Source organism: Pseudarthrobacter adonitolis (assembly GCF_055412845.1).
The window spans coordinates 1-24104 of record NZ_JBVAYW010000009.1 but is presented as its reverse complement, the minus strand read 5'-3'; the positions used below and the strand labels follow the sequence as shown (position 1 = coordinate 24104).

At 66.5% G+C, this 24104-nt stretch carries 21 protein-coding genes; 6 read left to right on the top strand and 15 right to left on the bottom strand.

The genetic code is table 11. The features are described from left to right. Positions 1 to 13 precede the first annotated feature (13 nt). From ACZYZ4_RS11255 to ACZYZ4_RS11225, 7 genes are all read right to left on the bottom strand, one after another. On the bottom strand, positions 14 to 1150 hold the full coding sequence (locus ACZYZ4_RS11255; RefSeq protein ID WP_463861021.1) for an ABC transporter substrate-binding protein: 1137 nt from the start codon (positions 1148 to 1150) through the stop codon (positions 14 to 16). 112 nt (positions 1151 to 1262) lie between these two features. Continuing rightward, entirely contained in the window at positions 1263 to 2429 is a 1167-nt protein-coding gene (locus tag ACZYZ4_RS11250; RefSeq protein ID WP_463860880.1) for an RtcB family protein, read from the bottom strand. A 159-nt stretch (positions 2430 to 2588) separates the two neighbouring features. After that, entirely contained in the window at positions 2589 to 4034 is a 1446-nt protein-coding gene (locus ACZYZ4_RS11245) for a sulfate adenylyltransferase subunit 1 (protein WP_463860878.1), read from the bottom strand. Next, positions 4035 to 4982, bottom strand: a complete 948-nt coding sequence (cysD, locus tag ACZYZ4_RS11240) for a sulfate adenylyltransferase subunit CysD (protein WP_463860876.1) — start codon at positions 4980 to 4982, stop codon at positions 4035 to 4037. Then, positions 4979 to 5728, bottom strand: coding sequence for a phosphoadenylyl-sulfate reductase (locus ACZYZ4_RS11235; protein WP_463860874.1), 750 nt, complete (start codon positions 5726 to 5728; stop codon positions 4979 to 4981). Before ACZYZ4_RS11235 ends, cysD begins: the two co-directional genes overlap by 4 nt. After that, a complete protein-coding gene (locus tag ACZYZ4_RS11230; protein ID WP_463860872.1) occupies positions 5725 to 7470 on the bottom strand; it encodes a nitrite/sulfite reductase in 1746 nt (581 codons plus the stop codon). The genes ACZYZ4_RS11235 and ACZYZ4_RS11230 overlap by 4 nt, the downstream gene beginning before the upstream one ends. A 141-nt stretch (positions 7471 to 7611) precedes the next feature. Next, complete coding sequence (locus tag ACZYZ4_RS11225) at positions 7612 to 8346, bottom strand: sirohydrochlorin chelatase (protein ID WP_463860870.1); 735 nt, start codon at positions 8344 to 8346, stop codon at positions 7612 to 7614. A 61-nt stretch (positions 8347 to 8407) separates the two neighbouring features. Between ACZYZ4_RS11225 and ACZYZ4_RS11220 the strand changes: the two genes are divergently transcribed. Together ACZYZ4_RS11220 and ACZYZ4_RS11215 are read left to right on the top strand one after the other, a co-directional pair. Continuing rightward, positions 8408 to 9160 carry a trimeric intracellular cation channel family protein gene (locus ACZYZ4_RS11220; RefSeq protein WP_463860868.1) on the top strand — a complete coding sequence of 251 codons (753 nt, stop codon included), beginning with the start codon at positions 8408 to 8410 and terminating at the stop codon, positions 9158 to 9160. A 13-nt stretch (positions 9161 to 9173) separates the two neighbouring features. Beyond that, positions 9174 to 9602, top strand: a complete 429-nt coding sequence (locus ACZYZ4_RS11215) for a hypothetical protein (RefSeq protein ID WP_463860866.1) — start codon at positions 9174 to 9176, stop codon at positions 9600 to 9602. Positions 9603 to 9727: 125 nt separating this feature from the next. On the opposite strand, the gene ACZYZ4_RS11210 is transcribed toward ACZYZ4_RS11215, so the two are convergent. The 4 genes from ACZYZ4_RS11210 to ACZYZ4_RS11195 all read right to left on the bottom strand — a co-directional run bounded on the left by ACZYZ4_RS11210 (position 9728) and on the right by ACZYZ4_RS11195 (position 14169). After that, positions 9728 to 10549: a DUF559 domain-containing protein gene (locus ACZYZ4_RS11210; protein ID WP_463860865.1), complete on the bottom strand. Its 822-nt coding sequence runs from the start codon at positions 10547 to 10549 to the stop codon at positions 9728 to 9730. Between the two features lie 414 nt (positions 10550 to 10963). Beyond that, entirely contained in the window at positions 10964 to 12064 is a 1101-nt protein-coding gene (locus tag ACZYZ4_RS11205) for a polyprenyl synthetase family protein (protein WP_463860863.1), read from the bottom strand. Continuing rightward, positions 12061 to 13389: a geranylgeranyl reductase family protein gene (locus ACZYZ4_RS11200; RefSeq protein WP_463860861.1), complete on the bottom strand. Its 1329-nt coding sequence runs from the start codon at positions 13387 to 13389 to the stop codon at positions 12061 to 12063. The genes ACZYZ4_RS11205 and ACZYZ4_RS11200 overlap by 4 nt, the downstream gene beginning before the upstream one ends. 3 nt (positions 13390 to 13392) lie before the next feature. After that, positions 13393 to 14169, bottom strand: coding sequence for a demethylmenaquinone methyltransferase (locus tag ACZYZ4_RS11195; RefSeq protein WP_463860859.1), 777 nt, complete (start codon positions 14167 to 14169; stop codon positions 13393 to 13395). A gap of 441 nt (positions 14170 to 14610) precedes the next feature. Here ACZYZ4_RS11195 and ACZYZ4_RS11190 point away from each other — a divergent pair, with 441 nt between their 5' ends. From ACZYZ4_RS11190 to ACZYZ4_RS11175, 4 genes are all read left to right on the top strand, one after another. Beyond that, complete coding sequence (locus tag ACZYZ4_RS11190) at positions 14611 to 16002, top strand: isochorismate synthase (RefSeq protein WP_463860857.1); 1392 nt, start codon at positions 14611 to 14613, stop codon at positions 16000 to 16002. Between the two features lie 252 nt (positions 16003 to 16254). Next, a complete protein-coding gene (locus ACZYZ4_RS11185) occupies positions 16255 to 17055 on the top strand; it encodes an ABC transporter substrate-binding protein (protein WP_463860855.1) in 801 nt (266 codons plus the stop codon). A 117-nt stretch (positions 17056 to 17172) separates the two neighbouring features. Further along, positions 17173 to 17964 (top strand): amino acid ABC transporter permease, encoded by a 792-nt coding sequence (locus ACZYZ4_RS11180; protein ID WP_463860853.1) that lies wholly within the window; start codon positions 17173 to 17175, stop codon positions 17962 to 17964. An 11-nt stretch (positions 17965 to 17975) separates the two neighbouring features. Continuing rightward, positions 17976 to 18779, top strand: coding sequence for an amino acid ABC transporter ATP-binding protein (locus ACZYZ4_RS11175; protein WP_463860851.1), 804 nt, complete (start codon positions 17976 to 17978; stop codon positions 18777 to 18779). A 195-nt stretch (positions 18780 to 18974) separates the two neighbouring features. Here the strand turns inward: ACZYZ4_RS11175 and ACZYZ4_RS11170 are convergent, their stop codons facing one another. The 4 genes from ACZYZ4_RS11170 to ACZYZ4_RS11155 form a co-directional block, all read right to left on the bottom strand. Beyond that, complete coding sequence (locus tag ACZYZ4_RS11170) at positions 18975 to 19463, bottom strand: hypothetical protein (RefSeq protein WP_463860849.1); 489 nt, start codon at positions 19461 to 19463, stop codon at positions 18975 to 18977. Positions 19464 to 19465: 2 nt separating this feature from the next. After that, entirely contained in the window at positions 19466 to 19726 is a 261-nt protein-coding gene (locus ACZYZ4_RS11165) for a type IV toxin-antitoxin system AbiEi family antitoxin domain-containing protein (RefSeq protein WP_463860848.1), read from the bottom strand. A gap of 206 nt (positions 19727 to 19932) precedes the next feature. Then, a complete protein-coding gene (menD, locus tag ACZYZ4_RS11160) occupies positions 19933 to 21630 on the bottom strand; it encodes a 2-succinyl-5-enolpyruvyl-6-hydroxy-3-cyclohexene-1-carboxylic-acid synthase (RefSeq protein WP_463860846.1) in 1698 nt (565 codons plus the stop codon). Between the two features lie 156 nt (positions 21631 to 21786). Continuing rightward, entirely contained in the window at positions 21787 to 23862 is a 2076-nt protein-coding gene (locus ACZYZ4_RS11155) for a PhoX family protein (protein ID WP_463860844.1), read from the bottom strand. Positions 23863 to 24104 lie beyond the last annotated feature (242 nt).

Sequence of the window (24104 nt, the reverse complement as noted above, 5' to 3'; positions counted from 1 at the left end):
GGAGTTTGTGAGGTCAGTCCTGGCCGAGGCCGGCTGCGGAGACGCGGCCGGCAGACCCTCTGACTTCGTTCAGGGCACGGAGGTCGAACAGTCCGGTGATGTCCGCCTGCTTAGTGGTGCTGGCTTTCACCCCGTCTTCGAGGAGCTTCGGGTAGGTTCCCGCGAGCGGATCCACCGTGAAAACCACGTTCTGCAGGGCGCGTTCAAGGACATCGGCGGGAAGCGCCGCACCTGCGGACTCCTGCAGGGCGCCGTTGATGACGCTCGTTTTCTCTGCGGCGGGCGTGTCATTCAGCCAGGCCACCGACTCGGCATGGCCCTTCAGCAGCGCCTTCACGGTGTTCGGATGCTCGGCGGCAAACTTCTTGCTGACGATCAGGATGGTCGTGGGAAACTCGCCGGCTTTGCCGGAGAGTGAGCCGTTCCAGAGGTCCTTTTCGTCCACCAGGACCTTGGCTCCGGCCTGGAGCACCAGACGGGACGCCCACGGCTCAGGCAACCATGCGCCGTCGAGCTTTCCATCCTGGAACAGTTTCAGCGTCTGGGCGTTCTCCGTGGGGTTGATGGCGACGTCGCCGCTGCCGTCAACGTTCGTTTCGAACCCGTGCGAGCCGAGCCAGGCGCGGAGCGCCACGTCCTGCGTTCCGCCGAGCTGCGGCGAGGCGAGAGTCTTGCCCTTCAGCTCGCCCGCGGAAGTGATCTCGGGACGCACAACCAACTGCGCGCCACCCGCGGCGGCACCGGCGATGATGCTCACAGACTCCCCCGCGCTCTTGACAAACGAGTTGATCGCGGGATTTGGTCCGATGTATGCCGCGTCGATGGCGCCGGCGTTCAGCGCCTCGATCGCGGCAGGCCCCGCGTTGAAAGTTTCGGTGCTGAGCTTGGTGTCGCCCAGGTTCCGGGCGAGGATCCCCTGCTTCACGCCCACCAAGGCGGGGGCATGGGTCAGGTTTCCGAAATAACCAAGCTTCAGTTGCGCAGCCGGAGTGGGCGACGGAATGGCTGCCTCTGCCGCCGAATTACGGGAAATGGACGACGCCACTACGGCACCGGCCGCGATCAGGAAGACGAGCCCGATGGCCAGGGCCGCCTCGATGGCGCGCTTACGCTTGGGTACTGCGCTTTCGCCTGCCACGATGCGGGTCATCCCGGGCTTGGAACTAGTCATTGTTTCACCATAGGGAGTGACACAAACCCATTCAATGAAGCAGAAACGGGGGGTCACGCGGGTTCATGCAGCGTCACATTCCGGGTCCCATTCAGTCCCCCTTGACGTTGATCAGCTGCCGCAGTTTGTGCCGCACCTTGACCAAGTCCGCCGCGTCCCTCATCACCACATCGATGGGTTTGTAGGCGGCCGGAATTTCGTCGATGAACGCTTCGGTGGCCCGGAACTCGATGCCCTGCATCGCCGTCTTCAGCTCAGCCAGCGAGAACGTCTTGCGAGCAGCCGTCCGGGAGTACTCGCGCCCGGCCCCGTGCGGGGATGAGTTCAGCGAGACGGGGTTCCCCAGCCCGTCCACTACGTACGACGCCGTCCCCATGGACCCGGGGATAAGTCCCGGATCGCCGTGCTCGGCTCTGATCGCCCCCTTCCGCGATACCCACACGGATTTGCCGTAATGGGTCTCCTGCTGGGTGAAGTTATGGTGGCAGTTAATCCGCTCGCGCTCCTTGACATGGCCGCCCACCCAGTGCCCGAACTGCATGATCACGCAGTCCATCATTTCCTCGCGGTTCAGGAGGGCGAAGTGTTGCGCCCAGCGAAGTTCTTTGATGTAGCGGGCGAACTCGCTGGTACCCTCCTCCAGGTAGGCGAGGTCCGGGTCGGGCAGCCTGGTCCCGCGTTTGCGGGTCACCTGCTGGGCGACGCCGATGTGGTGCTGCGCGATCTTGTTGCCCACGCCCCGCGAGCCGGAGTGCAGGAAGAGCCAGACGGCGTCGGTCTCGTCGGCGGAGACCTCGATGAAGTGGTTGCCCGATCCCAGCGAGCCCAGCTGAAGTTCCCACTTGGCCAGATACTGGGCAGGGTTGAAGCCAGCCTGCGCCGCCAGCTTCCGTAGCTCGGCAAGGCGCGGTCCGGCAGTGGCCATGACCCGCCGGTTGTTATGCCCGGCGGACAAGGGAATGGCCCGTTCGATGTCCTCGCGCAGCCCTTTGCGGTCCTTGGGCAGGTCCTTGACCGAGTACTGGGTCCGCACGGCGATCATGCCGCAGCCGATATCCACACCCACGGCGGCCGGGATGATCGCGCGCAAGGTGGGAATCACCGAACCGACGGTCGCGCCCTTGCCCAGGTGCGCGTCCGGCATCAGGGCAAGGTGCGGGTAGATGAACGGCAGCGTCGACGTGGCCAGCGCCTGCCCGCGGGTCTTGGCATCCAGGATCGAGGCCCAGTTGATGAGCCTGCTGTTGATGGTCTCCATGCCACGGCCTCCCACTCACGATCATGGTCTGGCGCCTGCCGGCCCGCAAGGACAACCACCTGTAGCCACAACCGACGAGGTCGTCGGAAGGCTGCGAGGTCGCCGCAAAATTGCGGCTACCTCGCAGCCTTCCGACGACTTCGGGCCGTTCGGGAGATGTTAGATGGAGTAGCGTTCGTCCTCGTGGTCGCCCGGGTGGTCCTTGACCAGGCCCGCGGCCAGCGTGTTGCCGTCCAGCGGGTCGATCACCAGGAACGCGCCGGTTCGGCGGTGATGCAGGTAGTTCTCCAGCGGCAGCGGCGCGGCGAGCCGGAGCTGCGCGTGGCCGATATCGTTCAGCTCCAGGCTGGACGCGCCTTCGAGCTTGAACGTGGCCAGGTCCAGCTTGCCGCTCACGCTGCGGACCAACGCCTGGACCGTGCGGGTACCGTGCTTCACCAGCACCTTGGACCCCTCGCGCAGCGGCTTGGGCGACAGCCAGCACAGGGCCGCGTACAGGTCGGCAGAAGATTCACGGACAGTACCGGCGGCCGCGATGGTGTCACCGCGGGCGACGTCGAATTCTTCGGCCAGGCGGATCGCGACGGACTGCGGGGCGAACGCTTCCTGCAGGGACTCACCGGCGAAGTCGATACCGGTCACCGTTGTGGTGCGGGGCGCCTGCCCGGGCGTGAGCACTGACACGGAATCCCCCACCTTCACGGAACCCTCAGTGATCTGGCCGGCGTACGCGCGGTAGTCGCGGAAGGCCTCCACGTCCAGGCCACCGGCCACGGCGTCCGGGGCAAGTGCACCCTGCGGCCGGATGACCAGCTGCACGGGGAAGCGGAAGCTCTCCAGCTCCGTATCGATCTCGTCCGCGGCGGGCAGGGTCTCGAGGACCTCCAGCAGGGCCGGACCGTCGTACCAGGGCGTTCGCTCGGACCGGTCCACCACGTTGTCGCCGTCGAGGGCGGACACCGGGATCACCAGCAGGTCATCGAAGTGGTCCGCGGTGCCCAGCTCGGCTGAGCCGATGCCCAGTTCGCGGGCCACCTGCTGCACGTCGGCCTGGATCTCACGGAACACGGACTCGCTGAAGTCCACCAGGTCGATCTTGTTCACAGCCACAATCACGTGGGCCACCCGCAGCAGCTGCAGCACGGACAGGTGCCGGCGCGTCTGCTCCAGCACACCCTTGCGGGCGTCAATGAGTACGACGACGGCATCCGCCGTGGACGCGCCGGTCACCGTGTTTTTGGTGTACTGAACGTGCCCGGGGCAGTCGGCCAGGATGAAGCTGCGCTGGTCGGTGGCGAAGTAGCGGTAGGCGACGTCGATGGTGATGCCCTGCTCCCGCTCGGCGCGCAGGCCGTCCGTCAGGAGCGCCAGGTCGATCGCCTGCGTGCCGGTGGCACCCGCGCCGCCGAATCCGCGGTCCGCGGAGGTGCGGGCAACGGCGTCGAGCGTGTCAGCAAGAATCGCCTTGGAGTCGTGCAGGAGGCGGCCCACCAAAGTGGACTTCCCGTCGTCGACCGATCCGGCGGTGGCGAAGCGGAACAGAGTGGTGGGCAGGGCCGTTTCCAGCTCGGCGGCGGTTCCGTGCAAAGTTGCGTTCGTGCTCATTTAGAAGTACCCATCCTTCTTGCGGTCTTCCATGGCTGCCTCGGAGATGCGGTCATCTGCACGGGTGGCGCCACGTTCGGTGATGGTGGAGGCGGCAACTTCGATCACAACGTCGCTCACGGTGGCCGCGTCGGACTCAACGGCACCGGTGCAGGACATGTCGCCCACGGTGCGGTAGCGGACGGTCTTGACGAGGACTTCCTCGTGCGGCAACGGCTGGGAAACTTCGCCCACCGCACGCCACATGCCATCGCGGGCAAACACTTCGCGGTCATGGGCGTAGTACAGGCCCGGCAGCTCGATGTTCTCGCGTTCGATGTAGCGCCAGATGTCCAGCTCGGTCCAGTTGCTGATGGGGAACGCGCGGACATGCTGGCCCACGGTGTGGCGGCCGTTGTAAAGGTTCCACAGTTCGGGGCGCTGGTTGCGCGGGTCCCACTGGCCGAACTCGTCGCGGAGGCTCAGGATGCGCTCCTTGGCGCGGGCCTTGTCCTCGTCGCGGCGGCCGCCGCCGAAGACGGCGTCGAACTTGTTCTGCTGGATGGCGTCCAGCAACGGGACGGTCTGCAGCGGGTTGCGGGTGCCGTCTGCACGCTCGGCCAGTTCGCCGCGGTCAATGAACTCCTGGACGCTTCCGACGACGAGCTTAAGGCCCAGCCGCTCCACAGTCCGGTCGCGGAAGTCAATGACCTCGGGGAAGTTGTGGCCGGTATCCACATGCAGCACGGGGAACGGGACCTTGCCCGGCCAGAACGCCTTGGTGGCTAGGTGCAGCATCACCACGGAGTCCTTGCCGCCGGAGAACAGCAGCGCAGGCTTCTCGAACTCGGCCACGACTTCGCGGATGATGTGGATGGCCTCGGACTCGAGCGCGTCCAGGCTGGAGAGGCGCGTGGATACGGCGGCTTCAGTCACCTGGGTGGTCTCCTCAGTTAGGAAAGTGCTCATACGTGTAGTCCGCATTCTGTCTTGTCGGTGCCTGCCCAGCGTCCGGCGCGGGGGTCATCGCCGGGCGCCACCTTGCGAGTGCAGGGCTGGCAGCCAATGGAGGGGTAACCCTGGGAAAGCAGCGGGTTGACGGGCAGGAGGTTGTCATCGGAGTACTGGACCAGCTGGTCGAACGTCCATGCGGCCACCGGGTTGACCTTGACCAGGCCGTTGATTTCGTCCCAGGTCACCAGCGGGGTGTTCGTCCGGGTAGGAGCCTCGTCGCGGCGGACACCGGTGAACCAAAGTTCGTAGCCGGCCAACGTGCGGCGCAGCGGGGCCACCTTGCGGAGGGCACAGCACTGGGCGGCGTCGCGGGCAAAGAGGTCCTTGCCCAGAAGCCGGTCCTGCTGTTCCACGGTGTTCTCCGGGAGCACGTCCACCACGTTGACGCGGAGGTTCGCGGCCACCTCGTCACGCGTGGCGTAGGTTTCCGGGAAGTGGTAGCCGGTCTCCAGGAACAGGACGTCAACCCCGGGCAGCTGGTCCGCGACCAGCGCCGGCAGGGCGGCGTCGGCCATGGAGCACGCGACGGCGACCGCTGAGAGGTCGAAGTTGCGCTCCACCCAGCCAATGACGTCCCGGGCCGGGGCATCCCAGCCGAGCTCGGCGGCACCGGACTCGGCAATGGCCTTGAGCTGGTCGTGGGTGCGGAGGGCAGCGGCAGGCGATGCCGCTGGATCTACCCCGAGGGCGTGCTTGCTCACTGGAGGGCCTCCTCGTCTGCTGCGTGGGCCCATTCGGCGAAGGTCTGGCCTTCGGCGCGCTTAGCCACGAAGGTGCGCACGACGCGTTCCACGTAGTCAGGCAGGTCCTCGACGTATACCTTCAGGCCGCGGACGGTGCGCCCCAGGCCTGCCTCTTCGCGGCTGTTGGAAGCCAGCCCGCCGCCCAGGTGGACCTGGAAACCCGGGGAGGGGTCGCCGTCGGGCGTTGGAAGCATCATGCCCTTCAGCCCGATGTCCGCCGTCTGGATGCGGGCGCAGGAGTTGGGGCAGCCGTTGATGTGCAGGGACAAGGCGTGCGGCAGCTCGCCGGACTCCGCGAGGTCCGCCAGCCGGCGTTCCAGGTCCGCGACGGCGGTGGCGGCCGTGACCTTGGTTTCCACGATGGCCAGCTTGCAGTATTCGATGCCGGTGCAGGCGATGGTGCCGCGACGGAACACGGACGGGCGTGCGGAGAGGCCCAGGGCATCGAGCTCGGCAACCAGCGGTTCCACGTGGTCCTTGGCAACGTCCAGGACCACCAGCTTCTGGTGCGGGGTGGTGCGCAGGCGGTAGGAGCCGCGGGCTTCGAGGGTGTCCGCGAGCTTGACCAACTGGGCGCCGGAGAGGCGGCCGGCCAGCGGGGTGGCGCCGATGAAGAACTTGCCGTCCTTCTGCTCGTGCACGCCGATGTGGTCGCCCGGGGTGGTGGGTTTGGGTGCGGCGGGACCGTCGGCCAGTTTGTAGCCCAGGTATTCGTCTTCCAGGATCTGGCGGAACTTCGCCGGACCCCAGTCGGCCATCAGGAACTTCAGGCGGGCTTTGGTGCGCATGCGGCGGTAGCCGTAGTCGCGGAAGATGCTGGTGACGCCGAGCCACACTTCGGCGGCTTCCTCGGGCTTCACGAAGGCACCGAGCCGCTTGCCGAGCATCGGGTTGGTGGACAGCGCGCCGCCGGCCCAGAGGTCGTAGCCGACGCCGAGGTCGGGGTGGCGGACGCCTACCAGGGCAAAGTCGTTGATCTCGTGGACCACGTCCTGGCTGGGGTGGCCCGTGATGGCGGTCTTGTACTTACGCGGGAGGTTGGACAGCAGCGGGTTGCCGATGAACCGCTCGCCCAGCTCCGCGATGAGCGGCGTGGGGTCGATGATCTCGTCCTTGGCGATGCCCGCCACCGGGGAGCCCAGGATGACTCGGGGAACGTCGCCGCAGGCCTCGGTGGTGGACAAGTTAACACCCTCAAGGCGCTTCCAGATCTCGGGGATATCCTCCACCCGGATCCAGTGCAACTGGATGTTTTGGCGGTCCGTGAGGTCGGCGGAATCCCGGCCGAAATCAACGGAAATCTGGCCGATGACGCGCAGCTGCTCGGTGGTGAGCGCACCGCCGTCGATCCTGACCCGGAGCATGAAGTACTTGTCTTCCAGCTCGTGCGGCTCCAGCGTCGCGGTCTTGCCGCCGTCGATCCCGGGCTTGCGCTGGGTGTACAGGCCCCACCAGCGGAAGCGTCCGTGGAGGTCCTGGCTGGGGATGGCGTCGAAGCCGTCCTTGGAATAGATGGTCTCGATACGCTCGCGCACGTTGAGGCCGTCGTCTTCCTGTTTCCAGGTTTCGTTGGCGTTCAGCGGGGTTTTGCCGTCCACTTTCCACTGCCCGTGCGGCTTTGCAGCGGGGCGGGAGGCGCGCGCGGGGCGCTTGGCGGCGGCGGGGTCCACGGACGCTCCGGCTAGAGCTGTATCAGTCATGCATCGACTGTAGGTGCCTGCCTAAGCGCGTCACAAAGGTCCGGAAACGCGAGGTCACCTAGGGAAACAATTCGTCACGAACCGCCGGAGACCCTTGAAGATGCCTGCCTGCTGTGCTTGGTTGCCGAGCCCCCCGGGCGGCTACTGACCGTGGGCGACGGCGGCGTCGAACCGTTCCAGCGCGATCTCGGCGAGCACCGGTGACGGCAGCAGTGGTTCCGTCACGAGATCGGCACCGGCTTTGGCCAGCTGGTCGTGGAAGAACCCCGGCGCGAGGAGGTAGGAGGCAATCACCACGCGGCCGCCGTCGTCCACGGCACCCGCGGACTCCCCCGCCCCGGCGCCCCCGGCCAGTTCCTGACGGAGGATGGCGACGGCGTCGGGCACCGACGGCTGGGCGGAGGCACCGTAGGCAGGCAGAATCCGGTTGTGCCGGAGCGCTCTGAGCTGGTCAGCGAGCTTTTCGACGCTGCCGGCGGCGTTGGGGTTGGAGGAGCCGGCGGCGGCGAGGACGATCGCGTCGCGCTCCGTGACGCCGGCCCCCCGGAGGCGCTGGTCCAGCAGGGCCGCGAGCCGCGGATCCGGGCCGAGCGGCGCTGCGGCCAGACTGCCCGGACGGCTTTTCACAGCGCGGGCGATGTCCACCTTGACGTGGTAGCCCACGCTTAGCAGCAGAGGCACCACGACGGCTTGTTGCTCTTCGGGCAGGCCCGCCACCACGTCCACGAGGTCCGGCTGCTGGACGTCCACGTAGGCTTCGCGAACGTCCAGGCCCGGGCGCAGGGCGGCGATGTCTGCGCGCAGCGCGTTGACCTCCGCGGCGCCCTGTGGGCTGGAAGTCCCGTGGGCACAGGCGATCATGATCGGGTTGTTCATAGGGGCTAGCGTAACGTTGGAGCCGCCCTGTCCGCCCACCTTGAAACCGCCGGGACGCCTCATGACATTGCCGTTCGACACATTGCCGTTCGACATCGACCTGGTATGGCTTGACCTGGCCGGGGTCTTCTTCTTCGCCGTCTCCGGATCTTTGCTGGCGGCACGGAAACAGTTCGATCTGGTGGGTTCGCTGCTGCTGGCGTCGCTGGTCTCCCTCGGCGGCGGCGTCATCCGCGACATCATCCTCAACAGCACGCCGGCAGCCTTCTCCAACCCCGCGTATCTGGTTCCCCCGGTCCTGGCCACCGTCCTGGTGTATTTCCTGTACTCCAGCGTGCAGCGGTACACCTCGCTGCTGGTGCTGTTCGACGCCGGCGGGCTGGCCCTCTTCTGCATCACCGGAACGCTGAAGGCCCTGGCCCTGGGGATGAACCCGGTGGCCGCCATGCTGCTCGGCGTGACCACTGCGGTGGGCGGCGGCCTGCTGCGGGACATCACCGCCAACGAGGTGCCCCAGCTTTTCAACCCCCGGGACCTCTACGCGCTGCCGGCCTTCAGCGGGGCAGCGTTGACCGCGCTTCTCTGGGTCACAGGGGCCTTCAACGCGCTGACGGCGTGCGCGGTAGCGGCCGTGGTGTTCGCTTTCCGCGTGGTTGCCTGGCGCCGGTCCTGGTATGTTCCCCTGGCAGTTCACGGCTGGCACCGGCGGGGTTCCGGCGGCGGGGACGGGGCAGGGGGCTTTGGTGGCCCGGGCGGCTTTGAGGGCGGTGGGGCTGATGGGGCTGGCGGCGGCTCGGGAGCACGCCGCAGTTAGCTAGGATATGAGCATGACTGACATGTTCCTCGAGAAGTTCCGCGCGCTTGTTCCTACGTATCTCGAGGACGAATGGCAGGCAGAAGATGGCCTGCCCGCGGACGAACTAGACGCAGCCCTCGCCGAACACCAGTTCCAGGTTCCCCTGGTCCTCCGCGAGTTCTACCTGGCGGTGGGCGGCTGCGAGGACATCATGGAGGCCTACCACTACTTCTGGGATCCCGAAGAGCTGGAAGTGGATGACGAAGGCTTCCTGATGTTCCTTGAGGACGAGGAAGAAAAGTTCACCTGGGGCTTCCGCGTAGGCGACCTCGGCATCCCGGACCCCATCGTGTACCGCCGCAATAACGCCCGCGGCCAGTGGAAGAGCGAAGAAGGCACCTTCTCCGAATTCGCCTTCGACATGTTCGAGTGGGCCTTCAACGACGAGGAAGAAATCTAGGGTCCTCCCCCGCCCACCTGCCTGCCGTACCGCCGCCGGAATTCCCCAGGTTTGGCCGGTCCGTCCGGCGAGTCTGCCCAACCTGCCGGAGTGTCGGCCCGGTCGTGAAGCAAAGCCGGGGAATCTCAGCGCATCACCCGGCCACGTAGCACCTGCCACACCTCGTCCACGACCTTCTGCGGGCGGTAGACCACATCCGCGTAGCCGTATCTGAGCACCGCGTAGCCATCCAGGGTGCTTGCATTGTTCCGCAGCCTGTCCTTCTTGACCTGCTTCGGCTCCAGATGAGTGCCGCCGTCGAGCTCCACAATGAGGAATCCCTCCAGCAGGAAGTCCACGATTCCGATCCCGGGAAGGTCCACCTGGGTCTGGACGAAGATGCCCTCGCTTCGGAAGAGGAGCCGGGCCACCACCTCGATGGGTGATCCGGCCGTGCCATCCACCAGGTCCAAGACCCTGCGGGCGGCTCCGTTTCGGTTGCCTGGCAGGTGGCCGCGCAGATAATCCAGGGTGGTCCTCCCTTGCAGCAGTGCACTCTCCACCATGATGGCTGCTTCCACCTCCGGCAAACACCGCAGGCCATGCAGCAGCACATCGGTCAGGCCGGCCACAGGCCAGGGCACGTCCTGGGGCACCACGGTTTCACGATGCACCACAAGACCCTTGGCCGCCCCATGCCGGCAGAGCAGGTGGAGCGCGGCAGGCTCACGCAGCCGCCACAGCCGGTGGTGTGTAGTGGCGGATCCGCAGCTGAGCAGGCCATTCGCCAGGACTGCACTCACCAGATCCGGGGCGGCCCCCGGCAATGCCACCACTCCGTGACGGAGTCGCCGAATCTGGCCGGAGCCAACGGCCAGGCGGATGTTCCGATCCGAGAATCCGGCCTTGCGCAACGTCGCCGCCCTGGCAACGGAGCCGGCGTACTTGAGGTAAGAGGTGACGTCCATAATCCCAGCAGAGCCGACCGTGGCTCCAACCGGCAGGTTCGAAATCGCCTATGTGCACAACTTTGCCGCTGGGTCTCCCCTGGTTTGAGCGGCCCACCCGGCGTGGCGTCAGGACTCGCCGGGCTGCCAGCGGCAACTCCCGGCAAAGGTGGGGAAGCCCAGCAGGGCGTGGACGGGAGAAGGTCTGTGACACGCGCAGTAACAGCAGCCTTGCATCATGTGACAAACCTGTCATAGACTGTTCACGGATCCGCTAAACGCCTCCGGCGGGTCTGATGCGAACGGAGACATAGCCCCGGTTCGACGCAACGTGTGATTCGTATCGTTGCCGAGAACCGGGGCCATCGCATTTAAGCCAAAGCGGGGCCCCGGGCAGATTGATCCGCCGAGGCCCCGCTCGCAGCTAAACAAGAATCAGCTGGCGCGGTCCACCACAGCCAGGGCGAAGTTGGCCAGCGAAGACTTCACAACACCCTCGGGAAGCGGCCCCAGCGCGGCAATGGCTTCGTCGGCCCAACGGCGGGCAATCACCCAGGACTCGGCGGTGACGGGGTGCTCGCGCAGCCCGGCCACGGCGGCAGCCAAGGCAGCGTCGGAGGTCAGGTCCCCATCAATGAGCTTTAAAAGTTCGACGGCGGACTGGTCACCGGCTGCAGCATCGCGCCGCAGGAACAGGACCGGCAGCGTGGGCACACCTTCGCGGAGGTCCGTGCCCGGTGACTTGCCGGACTTCACCTTGACGCCGGTGACATCAATGACGTCGTCGGCCAGCTGGAAGGCCACACCCACCTTCTCGCCGTACTCCACCAGGAGGTCCTCGTAGGCCTCGTCGGCACCGGCGAAGATGGCACCGAGCTGGCCGGAGGCGGCCACCAGGGAACCGGTCTTGTCCGCGATGACAGACAGGTAGTGCTCCACCGGATCCTCGTCCGGGCGCGGGCCTACCGTTTCGTGCAGCTGGCCCAGGCACAGGCGCTCGAAGGTCCGGGCCTGGATGCCCAGCGCGCGCGAGCCGAGCTCGGACACCAGGATGGAGGCGCGGGCAAAGATGAGGTCTCCGGTGAGGACTGCCACTGAGTTTCCCCAGACCTCGTGGGCCGTCGGGGCCCCGCGGCGGAACGGGGCCGAGTCCATCACGTCGTCGTGGTACAGCGTTGCCAGGTGAGTCAGCTCAACCACCACGGCCGCCTGCACCACGGCTGGAAGTGAGGCGTCGCCGAGGTGGGCGCACAGCAGCGTCAGCAGTGGCCGGATGCGCTTGCCGCCGGCTTCCACGAGGTGACGCGACGTTGCATCAGCCAGCGGATCGGAGTTGGCAATGGCCTCGCGGAGCTTCTTCTCCACGCGGGCCAGGTTATTGGTGATGGCGGGGCCCAGCTCGGCGTCCTCCGCGATGGCCGCAAAGCCGGCGGGCAGCTGCAGTCCCGTGGCAATGGCGGTGGTATTGAGGCTGGGTTCGGAGTCCGACAGGCCGTGCCCGGCGTGCGTCCAGCTGTGGTCTGCGGAGTTAGTCACTGGTTAACCCTAACTTTTTGTTGTGGATACCGCTGGTTCGATGCCGGTGGGGTGTTGGATGTGGCCGGAACCAGCGATTCCAGGACGCGGATGGCCCGGTCCTCGAAGCCTTTCGCGGCCGGGTCGGTCAGGTTTGCGAGCAGCCTCACCACAAAGCGCATCAGCACGGGAATGGGCATCCCGGTCCGCAGCGCGAGCTTCATGACGGCAGGTTTTCCGATCAGCACGGCAAATGCCCGGCCCAGCGTGAAGTGCGATCCCCACTGGCCCCGCACATAGTCCGCGTACCCCGCGAGGTGCGCGTCGGCGTCGTACGTTCCGTTGGACAAGGAACGAGCGGACGCATCGATGACGAACTCCGCTGCGAACCGTGCCGATTCCATCGCGTAGGAGATGCCCTCGCCGTTGAACGGGGAGACCATACCGCCGGCGTCGCCGAGGAGCAGGAGGCCGGGCGAGTAGTGCGGGGTGCGGTTGAAGCCCATGGGCAGCGCGGCGCCGCGGATCTCGCCCACCTGGTTGTCCGGGGTGAAGCCCCAGTCGGCGGGCATGGCGGCGGTCCATTCGCGCAGGACCTGCTTGTAGTCGAGCTTGCCGAATTCCTTGGACGAGTTCAGGATTCCGAGGCCCACGTTGGAGGTGCCGTCGCCCACGCCGAAAACCCAGCCGTAGCCGGGGAGCAGTTTTCCGTCGCGGCCGGGGAGCTCCAGCCAGCCTTCCATCCAGTCGTCGTTGTGCCGAGGCGACGTGAAATAGGTGCGGACGGCGACGCCGAGGGGGCGGTCGTCGCGCTTGTGGATGCCCAGCGACACGGCGGTTCGGGTGGAGTTGCCGTCTGCGGCGAGTACGACGTCGGCGCTGAAGTCGCGTGACTCCCCCGTCTTGCGTCCGGACTCGTCCAGGAGCGCTGCGCGGACACCGGTCACGCGGCCGCCTTCAGACCGCAGGGCTTCGGTGACGCTGTGCCGCTCGAGGATTTCGGCGCCGGCGGCCTGGGCGTGGCGGGCCAGTTCCTCGTCGAAGCCCAGGCGGGTGCGGATCAGGCCGTACTGCGGGAAGTCGGAGACCTCGGGCCAGGGCAGTTCGATGGTGCGGCCGCCGGCGATTAGGCGGAGCCCCTTGTTCCGGCGCCAGCCGTCCGCTTCAGGGTGCGGCAGGCCGAGCTTCTGGACTTCGCGGACTGCCCGAGGGGTGAGGCCGTCGCCGCAGACCTTCTCACGCGGGAAGCTGGTCTTTTCCAGTACGGTCACGCTGATGCCGGCCTTGGCAAGGTAATACGCGGCGGTGGAGCCGGCTGGCCCCGCGCCGACAATCAGGACATTCACTGGTCAGCGCTGGATGTTTCGTCGGAGTTTGGCCACGGGGCCCTTGTGCGCGGCGATGGCCTCCGTTGCGCCCTCTGGCGGGGATTCCAGGGGCTTGGTGGCACGGTGCACGGCCACGATCCCGCCGGTCAGGTTGCGGTACGTGACCTTTTCCCAGCCGGATTCCTGCAGCCAGGCGGCCAGGTGGTCCTGGTCCGGCCAGGCGCGGATGGACTCGGCAAGGTAGACGTAGGCGTCCGGGTTGGAGGCCACCTTTACGGCGATGGCCGGCAGGGCACGCATGAGGTATTCCGTATACATGGTGCGCCACAGCGGAACCACGGGCTGGGAGAACTCGGCGATGACCAGCTTGCCGCCGGGCTTGGTGACGCGGAGCATCTCGGCCAGCGCCTTCTTGGGCTCGTTGACATTGCGCAGCCCGAACGAAATGGTGCTGGCGTCGAAGCTGTTGTCCGCGAAAGGCAGGTTGGTGGCGTCGCCGGCAACGAAATTGATGTCCGGGCGGCGGCGCTTGCCGACTTTGAGCATACCGAGGGAGAAATCGCAGGCGATGACATCTATGCCTGCATCGGCATATGGCTCGCTGGAGGTGCCGGTTCCCGCGGCCAGATCCAGCACCCGCTGGCCCCGTTTCATGTCCATGGCGTCCACCACGATCCTGCGCCAGCGGCGGGTTTGCCCCATAGAGAGGACATCGTTGACGACGTCGTACTTAGGTGCGACGTCGTCAAACATCGTGGCTACTTCGTCCGGACGCTTTTCCAAGGATGCTCGGTTCACCACGCAATTGTCTCAGATAAACTTGAGAAGGACTTTCGACGAGCCCGTCCCCCGGTCTGAAGCCACACGGCGAACGCCTCGGCCGCGTCACCGGCGTCGAACGTGTGGGTCAGCAGCGGCTCCACGTCCAGCCCGTCCGCCAGGTACGCGAGGGCGTCATCCAGCTCGTCCGCGAAACGGAAAGTCCGCGGTAATCAATCTCCCGGAAAACAAGTGCGGCGAGCTCGGCCGTCACGGGCCCGGCCGGACCTGTTCTCCGCCTCTGCCGGGCCCGATCGCCGCACGGGCCGGCCGGCCCGGGTCTGAGTCCTGGGACTTCACGGCATCTGATCCGGGAGGCACATCCCGGGCACATCCCGGGCTCAACCCTGGCGCTTCCCCCGTGCGACCGGCACGGCCCAACGCGGCCGCACGCACGCGCGGGAGTAATGTTGTCTCATCATGACGAGAACGTTCCGCACCCTCACAGTCCCCCTGGATGGCAACGCATCTGCCGGCGGACTGCCGCAGTTTCTGGTCCGGGACGACGTCCTCTGCTGGACCCGCCGCGAAGCCGGCCTGGTGGGCTTCGGCGAGGTCGCCCGCTTCTGGGCCACTGGCCCTGAGCGCTTCCTCGAGGCCGACATCTGGTGGCGCCACCTTGTCCTCGAAGCGGACATCACCGACTCGGTGGAGCTGCCCGGCACTGGCCCGGTGGCTTTCGGCTCCTTCGCATTTTCCAAGAAGTCCACCCACGTATCGCGGCTGATCGTGCCGGAGATCGTGGTGGGCGTCCGGGACGGCCAGTACTGGCTCACCCAGCTGACGTTCGACGACGGCGAACTCACCGAAGCGGGCGCCCTCGCCGCGCTGGACGGCTGGCTGACCGATGGCAGCGCCGTTAGTGCGGCCGGCGCCGTCGGTGAGTCCGGCGCCGCCGGGGGCGGCACGTCCGGCGCCCTCGATGCGGCGGCTGGCGACGTCGTACGTCCTATGCCTTCCGCCGACGGAGCCACCCTGCACACGGGCTCGCTCAGCGAGGAAGACTGGATGGCTGCAGTCGCCGCGGGCGTGGCGGAGATCCGGACCGGTGCGCTGGAGAAACTGGTGCTGGCACGGGACATTGTGGCCACGGTGCCGTCGGGCGTGAACGCCGCGCAGGTGCTGCGCGAGCTGGCCGTGCGGTACCGCGAATGCTGGACCTATGGCGTGGACGGGCTGGTGGGCGCCACCCCGGAGATGCTGATCCAGGTGGAGGGCCGAACCGCCCAGGCACGCGTGCTGGCAGGGACGCTGGACCGCCGCGATGCGCACGGTGAAGCCGGAATTCCCATGGATTATGCCGAGCGGGTCCTGGCAGGGTCAGAGAAGCAGCGGCACGAGCACGAGATCGCGATCCAGTCGCTGACGTCGCAGCTGGCACCGTTTTCCGAGGCCATGAACGCGCACGACGAGCCTTTCATTTTGGAACTGCCGAACGTGTGGCACCTCGCGTCGGACGTAAAGGCGGAGCTCGCCGAGGTGGAGGGCCATGTGCCTACGTGCCTCGCGCTGATCAACGCCCTACACCCCACGGCGGCGGTTTGCGGCACGCCCACGCTGGTGGCCGGCGCCCTGATCCGCAAGCTTGAGCACCTGGACCGCGGCCCGTACGCAGGGCCGGTGGGCTGGCTCGACGCTGCCGGGAATGGCGAATGGGGCATCGCGCTGCGTGGCGCAGTGATTGAGGATCCTCATACAGCGCGGTTATATGCCGGCTGCGGAATCGTGGACGGCTCCCAGCCTGAGGCCGAGCTGGCGGAGACCTGGGCCAAGTTCCGGCCGATGCTGGAATCGCTGGGGATCAGCAGCTAGGCAGCCCCAACTGATCAGCACTTAACGTCGCGAAACCCCGGGCGCGAAACCCCGTGTTCGGGGACGTTATCCGCTGCCCGGTTAGGTGGGGTGTCTGGAACTGCAGCCACCTTGGCGGTCTCGGGACTTGATTTCGGCTGTGCTTTAGTTATCCAATAGTGAAACTAAGTTTCGTGTGATGCACATCTCTTATTTCGGCGCTACACTATAAACCGATTAGTACCGCATACTCCTGCAACAAAAGGTAAAAACATGCAGCCCAAGTCCCTGGCTACGGCCAAAATTGCCGCCAAGGCAGTAGCAATCCTCGCCGCCGGCGCCCTCACCCTTACGGCGTGCGGCGGCGGCTCCACACCGGCAGCGTCCGAGGGCGGCATCCAGCTCATCAACGCTGGCAAGCTCACCGTTTGCTCCGACGTCCCCTACGAGCCGTTCGAATTCCAGAAGGACGGCAAGACCGTCGGATTCGACATGGACATCGCGGCAGAAGTCGCCAAGGACCTGAAGGCAGAACTGAGCGTAGTGGACAGCTCGTTCGAGGCCATCGAGACCGGCACCGCGCTCACCCAGTGCGACGTCTCCATCTCCTCCATCTCCATCACGGACACGCGCAAGGCCGTCATGGACTTCTCCACCCCCTACTTGGACGACGATTTGGCCCTCGTAGCCAGCGACGGCTCCGGCATCAAGAGCCTGGACGATGCCAAGGGCAAGAAGGTGGGCGTCCAGCAGGCCACCACCGGCGCGGATTATGCCAAGGACAAGGGGATCGACGCCCAGCAGTTCGAGGACACGGGCCTCTTGGTCCAGGCACTCCAGGCCGGCACCATTGACGCCGCACTGGGCAACCAGTCCGTCTTGGGCTACGCCATCAAGGGCGATTCCAAGTTCAAGAGCGTCGAGAAGTACGCCACCGGAGAGCAGCTTGGCATCTCCATCAAAAAGGGCAACACCGCCATGGCAGAGAAGGTCAACGGCACTCTCAAGCGCCTTACCGACGACGGCACCCTGAAGAAGTTCGAGACCACCTGGTTCGGCGAGATCGCCAACTGACCAAGCCTTTCGGCCTGAGAACCACGCAGCCCTGAGAATTACGCCGCTGGGGCCCCGGACAAGCTGTACCGCAGTACGTCCGGGGCCTCAGCCGCGCACAACGAATGTGAGCACCCCATGGCAATGACCGCACGTCAACGGGCCAGAGTGAGCCTGTATGTCCAGGCCGGAATCTTCATCGTGGCCGTGGCCGCACTGATTCTGGCCACGGACTGGAGGACCATCGGCAACAGCGTCTTCAACTTCGGCAAGATCGGCCCGATCTTCCCGGACATCCTCCTGGTGGGCCTGAAAAATACCCTGATCTATACGTTCCTCGGCTTCGTTGTTGGCCTCTCCGGCGGACTCCTGCTGGCCTTAATGAAGCTCTCCACCTTCCCGCTCTACCGCTGGATCGCCACCGGCTACATCGAGTTCTTCCGCGGTATCCCGGCGCTGCTCGTGTTCATCGCGTTCGGCTACGGCGTCCCCCTGGCCTTCGGTGTCTCCTGGGACGTCACTGTGGTGGTGATGGTTTCGCTGGGCATGGTGGCCGCGGCCTACATCGCGGAAACGCTCCGCGCCGGCCTGCAGGCAGTTCCCAAGGGCCAGCTGGAAGCCGCACGCTCGCTGGGCATGCCCCAGTGGCGGGCCATGGTGTCCATCGTCATTCCGCAGGCGTTCAAGATTGTGCTTCCGCCGCTGACCAACGAGGTCATCCTGCTCACCAAGGACTCCTCGCTGATCTATGTGCTGGGCCTGACCGCGTCGCAGTACGAGCTCACCAAGTTCGGCCGTGACGGCATCTCCAGCCTGGGTGCGGGCCTCACGCCGCTCCTCGTTGCCGGTGCCTTCTATCTGGTGATCACCATCCCGCTGAGCCTCCTGGCCCGGAAGTTCGAAACCCGCTCCGCGCGGACCAAGCGATAGGCAGGGAAGTCATGAACGACGTCGAAAACAACTCCCGCGGTTCAGCGGCGACCGTGAACGCCGCCGGCGTGTCCATCAAGGACCTCCGCAAGTCCTACGGCAGCAACGAGGTCCTCAAGGGCATTAGCCTGGACGTGGCCCCGGGTGAAGTGGTGTGCCTGATCGGCCCCTCAGGGTCCGGCAAGTCCACCCTCCTGCGCTGCGTCAACCTGCTGGAGCAGCCCAACGAGGGCGCCATCCACGTGGGCGGCTTCGAGGCCACGGACCCAGATGTGGACATCGACAGGATGCGCCGCAAGGTGGGCATGGTGTTCCAGCAGTTCAACCTGTTCCCGCACCTGGATGCCAAACGGAACTGCACCATCGCCCAGACCAAGGTGCTGAAGCGGTCCCAGTCCGAAGCCGACAAGGTGGCGCAGCACAACCTGGACCGTGTGGGGCTGGGCCACCTGTCCGACCGTTTCCCGGACCAGCTTTCGGGCGGCCAGCAGCAGCGCGTGGCCATTGCCCGGGCGCTGAGCATGGACCCTGAGCTGATGCTCTTTGACGAGCCCACCTCCGCGCTGGACCCCGAGACCGTGGGCGATGTCCTCTCGGTCATGCGGAACCTGGCCAAGGAGGGCATGACCATGCTGGTGGTGACCCACGAAATGGGCTTCGCCCGCGAGGTGGCTGACCGCGTGGTGTTTATGGACGGCGGCGTGGTGGTGGAGGAAGGCGTGGCCGAGCAGGTCGTCAGCGCCCCCACCCAGGCCCGCACCAAAGAGTTCCTGCGCCGCGTCCTGGACCCGACGCACATCGAGATCGAGGAGTAGACGCCCGCGTTTCCGCGCCGCTGCTGACGCGGCCGTTGCGTGGCGACTCGCATATGCCCTGTCGCTATCGGAATTCCGGTAGTGGCAGGGCATATGCGCGTCATAGGGTCTTTCGCGCGTCGAATTCGGCGGAACGTGGACGACGGCGGGGTACGCCGGCCGCTGCCAGCATGCGTTCCAGCTTCCCAGGCTCCATCAGACGTACTTCTCCACGCCATCGCATTCGCCCACCACCTTGGCCAGCTTCCAATAGAAGTCGGCATAGCCCACAAGTCCGTCCTGGTCGTGGATGGCTTCGTGGATGGCTTGTTGCAGGACCGGGGTTTCGAAGCCGGCGACCTGGATCAGCGAACGGCTGTAGGACTCCCCCGCCGAACCGGACAAAGGATCCGCGAAAGCCAAGGCCGCCAGAATCCTTCGCCCGGCCGCCGCCGAGTAGTTCGCGCCGATGCCCGCTACTAACTCATCCTTGGTGAGGGCCGGCAGTCGCAGGGCCCGGTCCGATTTCAACACATGGTCCAGCGGCGCTGCCGCCTCCGTGAACGGGGTAAACGCGGCCAGATCCAGGACAGTCCGGACGCGGCCGGTGACGAGCAAGCCCTCCCGCCGGAGCACAGTCAAACCCGCGGGATCAGCGAAGTGGCGGACAACTCCGGCACGGGACCGGCCGCCGTCGTTCTTCATCGTCAGGGCGTGGACTGCATGTGCGCGCCAATGGTGGGGATGCTCCAAACGGATGCCGCGGAATGTGGGGCAAACACGGTCGTGCTTTCGAAGGTTTCCGCCGCCGCGCTGATCCGGAGCCTGTACTGTTCCCAAGGCTTAAGTCGCTTCCACGCGGGGCCGCCGGTGTAGACGCCGTGCCGGATCCGGACAAGCGAACCGGCCCTGACGCGTTTGGCGAGGTCCTTGGCGGTCAGTCCATGCTGGATGCGGTCACGGGCCAAGAGCAGCAGTGGAAGGTCGGCCGAAGATGCCAGGTGCGCGCACTGTGCGACAGATCAAGCTGCCGCATGTGGAAAACCAACTGCACCACGATCGACGCGCACGTTCGCAATCGACTCGCATACGATCTGACGCCCACGAAACGGGCCGCGTCAGGGCATATCCGAGCGACAAGGGATATGCGTGGCGCCAGATACTTACCGCGTCGCTAACCAGCCAGGACTCCCGCGACGGCGGCAGCCACTGCGGCCTTGGTGCGGGCGTGCAGGGCGCGGAGGCCAACCCGGTCCGTGCGGACTTCGACGATGCTGCGGCCCGTCACAGGCGTGGCGAGCGCTTCGGCGAGTCCCGCCGTCGTACTTACCGCGCAATGCCCGACGCCGTACGCTGCGGCGAGTGCCGCGATGTCCACGGTGTGGGGGGTGCCGAAGAGGCGCTCGACGGCGTCCGTGTAGCGTCCGGATTCACGCACAGCCCCGTGCTCCAGCAGATCGAAGATGGCACCGCCGGCGTCGTTCAGCACCACGATCCGCAGTCCGGGCTCGGCCTCTCCCGAGCCCAGGAGCAGGCCGCCGGCATCGTGCAGAAAGGTGACGTCGCCCAGCAGTACTGTGGTTTCCTGCCGGCCACCGAGGGCGATTCCGGTGGCGGTGGAGATGGTGCCGTCGATCCCGGCCAGGCCGCGGTTGGCGTAAACCGTGGCCGCAGGCTCGGCGGCGGGCAGGCCTGCAAGGTCAACGTCGCGGATGCCGTTGGAGGATCCCAGCATCAGCTGGCCGCGGGCGTGCTGCCAGACCAGGGCGCCCACGGACGGTCCGGTGGCGGCGGGCTCGGCGGCCAGGACGCCGTCGAGCGCGTGCTGCGCGGCGGCTCCGGCCAGCACCCAGGTGTCCAGCCAGTCGGACGGGCCGCGGCCAGCGAAATCAGCGAGGTCGGCCAGGTCCTCCAGCTGAAGTTCGGTGCGCCGGCCGGGCTGGTACCAGGCCACGGGAATCGGCTGGTACAGCGCGGACGGCACGTCGGCCCGCTCCAAGAGTGCTGCAACAGGCCGGGACAGGGTGGGCCGGCCGAACATCACCACCCGTTCGACGGGCTGTGCCGAGGACGGTCCGAAGTGCTCTAGCAGCAGCCGGTACGGGCCCACGGCGTTGGGACCGAAGCGGGCGTTGGAGGAGGGTTCCGCGAGCAGCGGCAGCCCGTTCGCGCGGGCGAACGCTTCGGCGACGGGCCCGGCGTCGTGCCCTGCCAGCACCACGGTGCGCCTCTCCTTCAACGAGGCAGGGGCGGGCGGCAGGTTCATGGTGAGCGGATCGGTACCGATCCGGAACCGGGGGTGCCCGGCCGCCGTCGGCATCTCTTCCCCCGGTGCGGGCACCAGCGGGTCGCGGAACGCGAGGTTGAGCTGGACGGGCCCTGGGGCGAGGTCGGAAAACGCGCCCGTGGCGGCGGCCAATGCCGTTTCCACCGCGCGGACCGGGCTGCTGCCGGCCGGGACATCGGCGGCGAAGCGCACGTGCTCGCCGAACAGGTCCAGCTGGATTGTGGTCTGGTTGGCGCCGGTGCCCTGCAGTTCCTCGGGCCGGTCCGCGGACACCACCACCAGCGGCACGGCGGCGTGGTTGGCCTCCATCACCGCGGGCATGAGGTTCCCGACGGCGGTGCCTGACGTGGTGAGGACGGCCGCCGGGGAGCCGGTGGACAGGGCCAGGCCAAGGGCGGTGAAACCTGCGCTGCGCTCGTCGATGCGGACCAGGAGTTCCACGCGGCCTGCCGCTTCGGCCTCGGCCAGGGCGTAAGCCATGGGGGCGGAACGCGATCCGGGCGAGACCACCACGTACTGGACGCCGCCGTCGGTCAGGGCGTCGACGGCGATCCGCGCGGCGGCGAGGGAGTTCAGGGAAGTCACCGAACCAGTTTGCCATCCCCTGAAACGCTCTCTCACCTTTTGCACCAAAACGGCAGACGCTCTCTCACTTTCCGCCCAGGGAGGGACAGAAAGTGAGAGAGCGTCGGCCAAAAACCCGCAGGAAGTGAGAGAGCGTCCGGGGGCGGGGAAACGGACTCAGCCGCGGAACACCTGGACCACGGACGGACGGGGCGCCCGCGCCTGGCCGGGTGCCGGCGTCGCGCCTTCCTTGACGTAGTCCGGGAAGAAGGACAGCTGCTTTTCAAACGTGCCGTCCTCACCTGGGTGCTGCACGGAAACGAAGACGGTGCGCTCTTCGTCGTGGATGATCGGTCCGCAGGTCTCGCCGTCACGCGGGACGGCGAGGAACTGCTCCACCTTGCCGCGCTCGGCGCCCTCGAGGGTGACCTTGAACAGCCCATCAGCCTTGCCGATGCCCGAGGGGGCGCCGTCGGTGGAGATCCAGAGGTTGCCCACGGAGTCGAACGCGAGGTTGTCCGGGCAGGAGATGGGCGAGACCTTGTCCACGGGGAAGCCGGAGAAGTAGGTCGCGTCGCCCTGGCCCGGATCGCCGCAGACCATCAGCAGGTTCCAGGTGAACCCTGTGGAGGTCTGGTCGCCGGTCTCAGTGATTTCCACGATGTGGCCGTCACGGTTCAGGTTGCGCGGGTTGACCTCGGTGGCGCCTTCCTTGCCGGCTTTGCCGCGGTCCGAGTTGTTGGTGCAGGCAACGTATACCTTGCCGGTGTGCAGGCTGGGCTGGACGTCCTCGGCGCGGTCCATCTTGGTGGGACCAACCTTGTCGGCGGCGAGGCGGGTGTACACCAGAACCTCTTCAACGGACATGCCTGCCACTGCGGACTTGCCGTCCACAACGAGCGGCAACCATTTGCCGGTGCCGTCGAAGGCTCCGTCGGCAGGTACGGTGCCAACCCCCGTGATCTCGGCAGCTGGCGAGTTGCCCGTGAACTTGGCCACGTAGAGGTTACCCGCGGAGAGCAGCGTCATGTTGTGCTTGCGGTCGCCCTCGATGTACTTGTCCGTGGAGACGAACTTGTACAGGTAATCGAAGCGCTCGTCGTCGCCGGAGTACGCCACAACATGCCCCGACTCGGCGATGATGACGTTTGCGCCCTCGTGCTTGAAGCGGCCCAGGGAGGAGTGTTTCTTGGGCGTGGAGTTGGGGTCGAACGGGTCAACTTCCACGATCCAGCCGAAGCGGTTGGCCTCGTTCTCGTAGCCGGCGTTGCGGGTGTCGAAGCGCGGATCGTCCAGTTCCCACTTGCGGGCGGTGGCTTTGGAGGTCAGGCCGTAGCGCTTGTCGCCAGCGGACGTGCCCGGGGAGACGAAGTAGCCGTTGAAGTTTTCCTCGCCGGAGAGGATGGTGCCCCACGGGGTGGTGCCGCCGGCGCAGTTGCCCAGGGTGCCCTTGATGAAGCGGCCTGCCTGGTCATCCTTGGTCTTGACCAGGGCGGAACCCGCGGCGGGGCCGGTCAGTTCGTAGACGGTGTTGTTCAGGTACCGGCGGTTCAGCGGCGCACCCTTGACGTAGGTCCACGGCTTGGTGAGGTTCTTGCGCTCGAGCTCGACGACGGTCAGCCCGTGCGCAGCCGCCCCCACCGCGCGGACGTCGGCGGCCGGCATGGTGGCCGGGAACATGATGCTCTCGTTGGTGTATTCGTGGTTGGCGAACAGCACGGCGCGGCGGCCCTTGGTGTTCGGAATCTCCAGGATGTCCGTGTAGTCGTTGTTGTAGCCGAACTGCTTCTCCTGCGCGGCGGCCGTCTGGTTGTTCAGATCGAAGTCCGGCGTGCCGTTGAAGATCGGGTCGCCCCAGCGGATGACGGGCTGCCAGGTGAAGCCTTCCGGCACGGTGAACGCGTCGACGGCGGCATCCACCGGAGCGATCGGCGTGAACTTCAGCTTCGACTTCGCGAAGCCTTCCTTCGCGGCGGGGGCCAGGCCGGGACCGCCGGCAACTGCCGGTTCCGCGGAGCTAATGGCGCTGCCGAGTACGACAGCGAGCGCACCGGCTGCGCCGAAGCCCAGGGCCGCGCGGCGGGACATGGTGGCGGACGCGATGTCCCGGAAGTAGCTGTTGGAGCTGGTGTTGCAGACATCGCCGGCGCAGGCGTTGTCGCACTTCAAGGCGCAGGTGACGGCACTGCGCTTGCCCTTGGTGTGGCCAAGCATGGGCAGCAGGGTGAACTTGCGGGCTGTCGTTTCAGACAAGGGGTGCCTCCAAATTTACGATCGGGTCCCGCCCACCCTGCCAGCCGGTTCCGACGCGCAGCCGTCAGCGAGGTGAAGTTCCAGTGAACTCCCCATCGGTTGTTCCGTAAGCGCCGTTTTGGGCCCCCACTAGGGCGTGTCTCCCAATTGGTTCGTGACGGCTTTGGCAGGCTGGAACTATGTCGCGCACTGCAGTCCTGACCGATGCCCAATGGGAGCGAATTGAATCGTTGATGCCCAGT